The 4,222-nt window shown below is 71.2% G+C and carries 4 protein-coding genes; all 4 read right to left on the bottom strand.

All coding sequences use genetic code 11. The features are described from left to right. Positions 1-185 precede the first annotated feature (185 nt). Complete coding sequence (locus DMC18_RS19350) at positions 186-1,142, bottom strand: type II secretion system F family protein (protein WP_110133218.1); 957 nt, start codon at positions 1,140-1,142, stop codon at positions 186-188. Between the two features lie 9 nt (positions 1,143-1,151). Next, complete coding sequence (locus DMC18_RS19345; protein WP_110119370.1) at positions 1,152-2,147, bottom strand: type II secretion system F family protein; 996 nt, start codon at positions 2,145-2,147, stop codon at positions 1,152-1,154. 4 nt (positions 2,148-2,151) lie between these two features. Next, the gene (locus DMC18_RS19340) at positions 2,152-3,498 is read right to left on the bottom strand and encodes a CpaF family protein (RefSeq protein WP_110119369.1); all 1,347 of its coding nucleotides are present in this window, start codon (positions 3,496-3,498) and stop codon (positions 2,152-2,154) included. A 5-nt stretch (positions 3,499-3,503) separates the two neighbouring features. Continuing rightward, on the bottom strand, positions 3,504-4,222 hold a 719-nt coding region (locus DMC18_RS26155; protein ID WP_158285936.1), incomplete at its 5' end, for a hypothetical protein.

Here is a 4,222-nt window from a genome sequence, read left to right as displayed (position 1 = left end):
CGCGGCCGTACAGGCGATCGACCGCGGCGGCGGGATCGGGCGCGGGCAGGGCGGCCAGGGCGCGGATCTCCAGCGGGGGCTGGCGGTGCGGCGAGACCAGGGCCGCCAGGCGCGACAGCGTCGCGCAGCCGGAAAGCGGGATCAGCAGCAGGGCGATCAGCAGGCGTCGCATCTTGGCTTCTCCTCTAATGCCGCTTGAGGGCGGGCATCAGGTTGTGGACGACGTCGAGTCCCGCCGGCAGCAGCAGGGCGGTGATGATCACCGGCAGGATGCAGGCCACCAGCGGCAGGGTCAGCAGCACGGGGATGCGCATGGCCTTCTCCTCGCCGCGCAGGAACCGCCGCTCGCGCAGCTCGCCGGAGTAGGAGCGCAGGGTCTGGGTGATGCTGGCTCCCAGGCTGTCGGTCTGGATCATCAGGGCCGCGAAGGCGCGCAGGGCGTCGACATTGACCCGATCGGCCATCCGCCGCAGGGCGTCGGCGCGGCTGCGGCCGGCCCGCAGTTCCTGCGACACCCGGCCGAACTCGCCCGAGATCTCCGGATGCGAGGGCGCGATCTCGTGGCTGACGCGGATGAAGGCCGCGTCCACGCCCAGGCCCGCCTCGACGCAGACCACCATCAGGTCCAGAGCGTCGGGGAACTGGTGCTCCAGCCGCTCGCGGCGGCCCACCGCGCGCAGGTCGATGAAGATGGCCGGGACCACCAGGCCCCGGCCGCACAGCAGCAGCGCGCCGGCGATCACCGGCAGGCCGACGACCGGATTGGGCGACAGCTTCTGGGCGATCAGCAGGGCCGCGGGCAGGCCCACGGCGCCGATCACCCGGGCCAGGAAGTAGAGCGGCACGGCTGCGGGCTGGTCGAAGCCGGCCTCGGCCAGGGTCTTGGCCAGGCGCGAGCGCTTCTTCTCGTCGCCGCTGGTGGTCCTGGACTGCAGCCAGCCCAGCCACGAGGCCTTGGGCTTGGTGTCCTTGAGCAGGCCCGCGCCCCCGCTGGCCGTCATGGTCGCGCCGCTGACGGCCCGCTCGCGCATGCGCCGCCGCAGGGCCGAACCGGCCTCGACCTGGCGGAAGGCCAGCAGGGCCATGACCGCGACGGCCAGGAAGACCCCCAATTGCAGACCGATGGAGAAGAGAGCGTCCATGTCGCGGCCTCAGTATTTGAAGTTGACGATCCGGCGGATCATCAGCTGGCCGATGAAATAGAGGCCGATCACGCCGGCCACGACGGGCCAGAAGGCGGGATCGGAGAACTTGCTGGTGTAGAATTCGGGCCGGAAGACGCTGACCACGCCGACGCAGAACACCGGCAGCAGGCTGAGGATCAGGGCCGACATCCGGCCTTCGCTGGCCAGGGCCCGGATCCGCTTGGCCAGCGAGGCGCGGCCCCGGATCACGGTGGCCAGGCCCGCCAGGATCTCGGCCAGGTTGCCGCCGGTCTCGCTCTGGATGGCGATGCTGACGGAGAAGAAGGCCACGTCGGGCGAGCCGGTGCGCCGGGCGAGATTGGCCAGGGCGTCGCGGAACTCCACGCCGTAGGTCGTCTCGTCCAGCACCAGGCCGAACTCGCTGCCGATCGGGTCGGGCATCTCCTGGGTCACCAGGCCGACGGCCGAGATCACCGGGTGGCCGGCGCGCAGGGCCCGGATCATCACGTCCAGCGACAGCGGCAGCTGTTCCTCCAGCTTGGCCAGGCGCGTGGCGTGTCGATTGATGATCCACATGGCCGCGACCGCCATGCTGATGGCCGCCGCGCCGATCGCCGTCACCAGCACCTGCGAGACGGGCGTCTCCACCGGCTGGCCGCGCAGGAACACCAGGGCCAGCAGCCACAGGCCGCCGGCGACCGCCGCCGTCACGCCCATCACCTGCAACGGCCCGGCGGCGATCCCCGACTGGCGCAGATAGAGCACGGCCTTGCCGTAGAGGGCGCCGAACGACGAGCGGTCGATCCAGCTGCCGCGCGGGTCGCGCACCAGGGCCTCATAGACCTTGTCCTGGCTCATGCCGCCGGCCATCAGCGTCAGGCGGCGATTGACCCTCTGGGTGTGCTCGCGGGCCGACAGCAGCAGGTCGAAGATGGTCTGGCCGGCCAGCACGGCGGCGACGAAGGCCAGCACCAGCGCCATCGGAAAAAGCAGGTTGTCCATGGCGTCACCCCGAGATCCGGCCAGGCGAGAACAGGTTCGACGGCAGGTCCACGCCGCGGGCGTGCAGCACTTCCATGAACCGCGGCCGCACGCCGGTGGCCTCGTAGGCGCCGGCGACCTTGCCGTCGATCGTCCGTCCGGCGCGGCGGAAGCGGAAGATCTCCTGCATGCAGATGACGTCCTCCTCCATGCCGGTGATCTCCGAGACCGACACGATGCGGCGGGCGCCGTCCTCCATCCGCTCGGCCTGCACCACCACGTGGATGGCCGAGGCGATCTGGCCGCGCACCGAGCGGGCGGGGATGTCGAGCCCGGCCATGCCGACCATCTGCTCGACGCGGGAAAGGGCGTCGCGCGGGGTGTTGGCGTGCACCGTGGTCATCGAGCCGTCGTGGCCGGTGTTCATCGCCTGCAGCATGTCGAAGGCCTCGCCCGAGCGGACTTCGCCGACGATGATGCGGTCGGGCCGCATGCGCAGGGCGTTTCGCACCAGCTCGCGCTGCTGGATCTCGCCCTGGCCCTCGATGTTGGCCGGGCGGGTTTCCAGCCGGCCGACATGCGACTGCTGGAGCTGAAGCTCGGCGGAGTCCTCGATGGTGATGATCCGCTCGTGGTCGTCGATATAGGCCGACATGGCGTTGAGCAGGGTGGTCTTGCCCGAGCCGGTGCCGCCCGAGATCAGCACGTTGCGCCGGGCCTGGACCACGGCCTCCAGCACCAGGGCCATCTCGCGGGTGATGCTGCCCAGCTCGACCAGCCGGTCCATGGCCAGGGGCACGCGCGAGAACTTGCGGATCGAGACCAGCGGCCCGTCCACGGCCAGCGGCGGGATGATGGCGTTGACGCGCGAGCCGTCGGCCAGACGGGCGTCGACCATCGGCTGGCTCTCGTCGATCCGCCGGCCCACGGCCGCGACGATCTTGTTGATGATCCGCACCAGGTGGCGGGTGTCCTGGAAGCGCACATTGGTGCGCTGCAGGCGGCCGGCCCGCTCCACATAGACCATCTCATGGGTGTTGATCAGGATGTCGGTGACGGTGTCGTCCTTCAGGAGGGGCTCGAGCGGGCCCAGGCCCAGCAGCTCGTCCAGGATCTCGTCGACCAGCTGGTCGGTCTGGGCCGGGGTCAGCAGGCGCTTCTCGTCGGCCAGCAGGCCGCTGACCGCGCCGCGGATCTCCTGGCGCAGGGTCTCGCGCGGGGTGCGGTCCAGCAGGCTGAGGTTCAGAAGGTCGATCAGCCGCTGGTGCAGCCGCACCTTCAGGCCAAGGGCGTCGTCGATCGGCGGGGCCTGGGCGTAGTCGGCGGCGGCCGCCTGGGTCTCGACGCGGCGGGTTTCCTCGCTCCACAACATGGCGGTCACCGTCCGGCCTGGGCGACGGCGAGCTTGGGCGCCGGCGCGAGGGTTTCGGTCAGGCGGCCGATGGCCGCCTCCAGCTTGCTGCCCCGGCGCACCGCGCCCAGGGCCACGCCCTGGTTGATGGCCTGGTGCATCAGCTTTCGGTCCTCGGGGATGACCAGGTCGAAGTTTCGCCCGATCGCCTGCTCGGCCGCCTTCAGCGACAGGCCGCTGGCGCTGTCGGGCTCGACCTGGTTGCACACCAGGGTCAGGGGCACGTCGTCCAGCCGCTGGGCGGCCAGCATGTGCAGCTGTCGTCGCACCAGATGCACATGCGAGACCGACAGGCGGGTGACCAGAACGATCCGCTGCGACTGGCGCAGCAGGCGGTTGGTCCAGGCCGTCCAGACGGTGGGCAGGTCGACGAGCGTGGTCTCGAAGTCGCGGCGCAGGGCGGCCATCAGGCCGTCGACCAGGGCCGGGCTCAGGGCCTCGACCGGCATCATCTCCTGCGGGGCGCCCAGCACGGCCGCGCCGCTGCGGTGGGCGGGCAGGGACGAGGCGAACAGCATTTCCTCGACCGCGCCGCCGGCTGCCAGCACCTGGCTGATCGTCACCGCGTCGCCGACGTCGAGATAGAGGGCCGCCGCGCCCATCTGCACGTCCAGGTCCGCCAGGCAGACGCCGCCGGCGCCGCGGCCGGCCAGCATCACCGCCGCCTGGGCCGCCAGCGAGGTCG

The sequence above is a fragment of the Caulobacter sp. D5 genome (assembly GCF_003185805.1).
Classification (GTDB): Bacteria; Pseudomonadota; Alphaproteobacteria; order Caulobacterales; family Caulobacteraceae; genus Caulobacter.
This window is presented reverse-complemented; position numbering and strand designations above follow the sequence as displayed.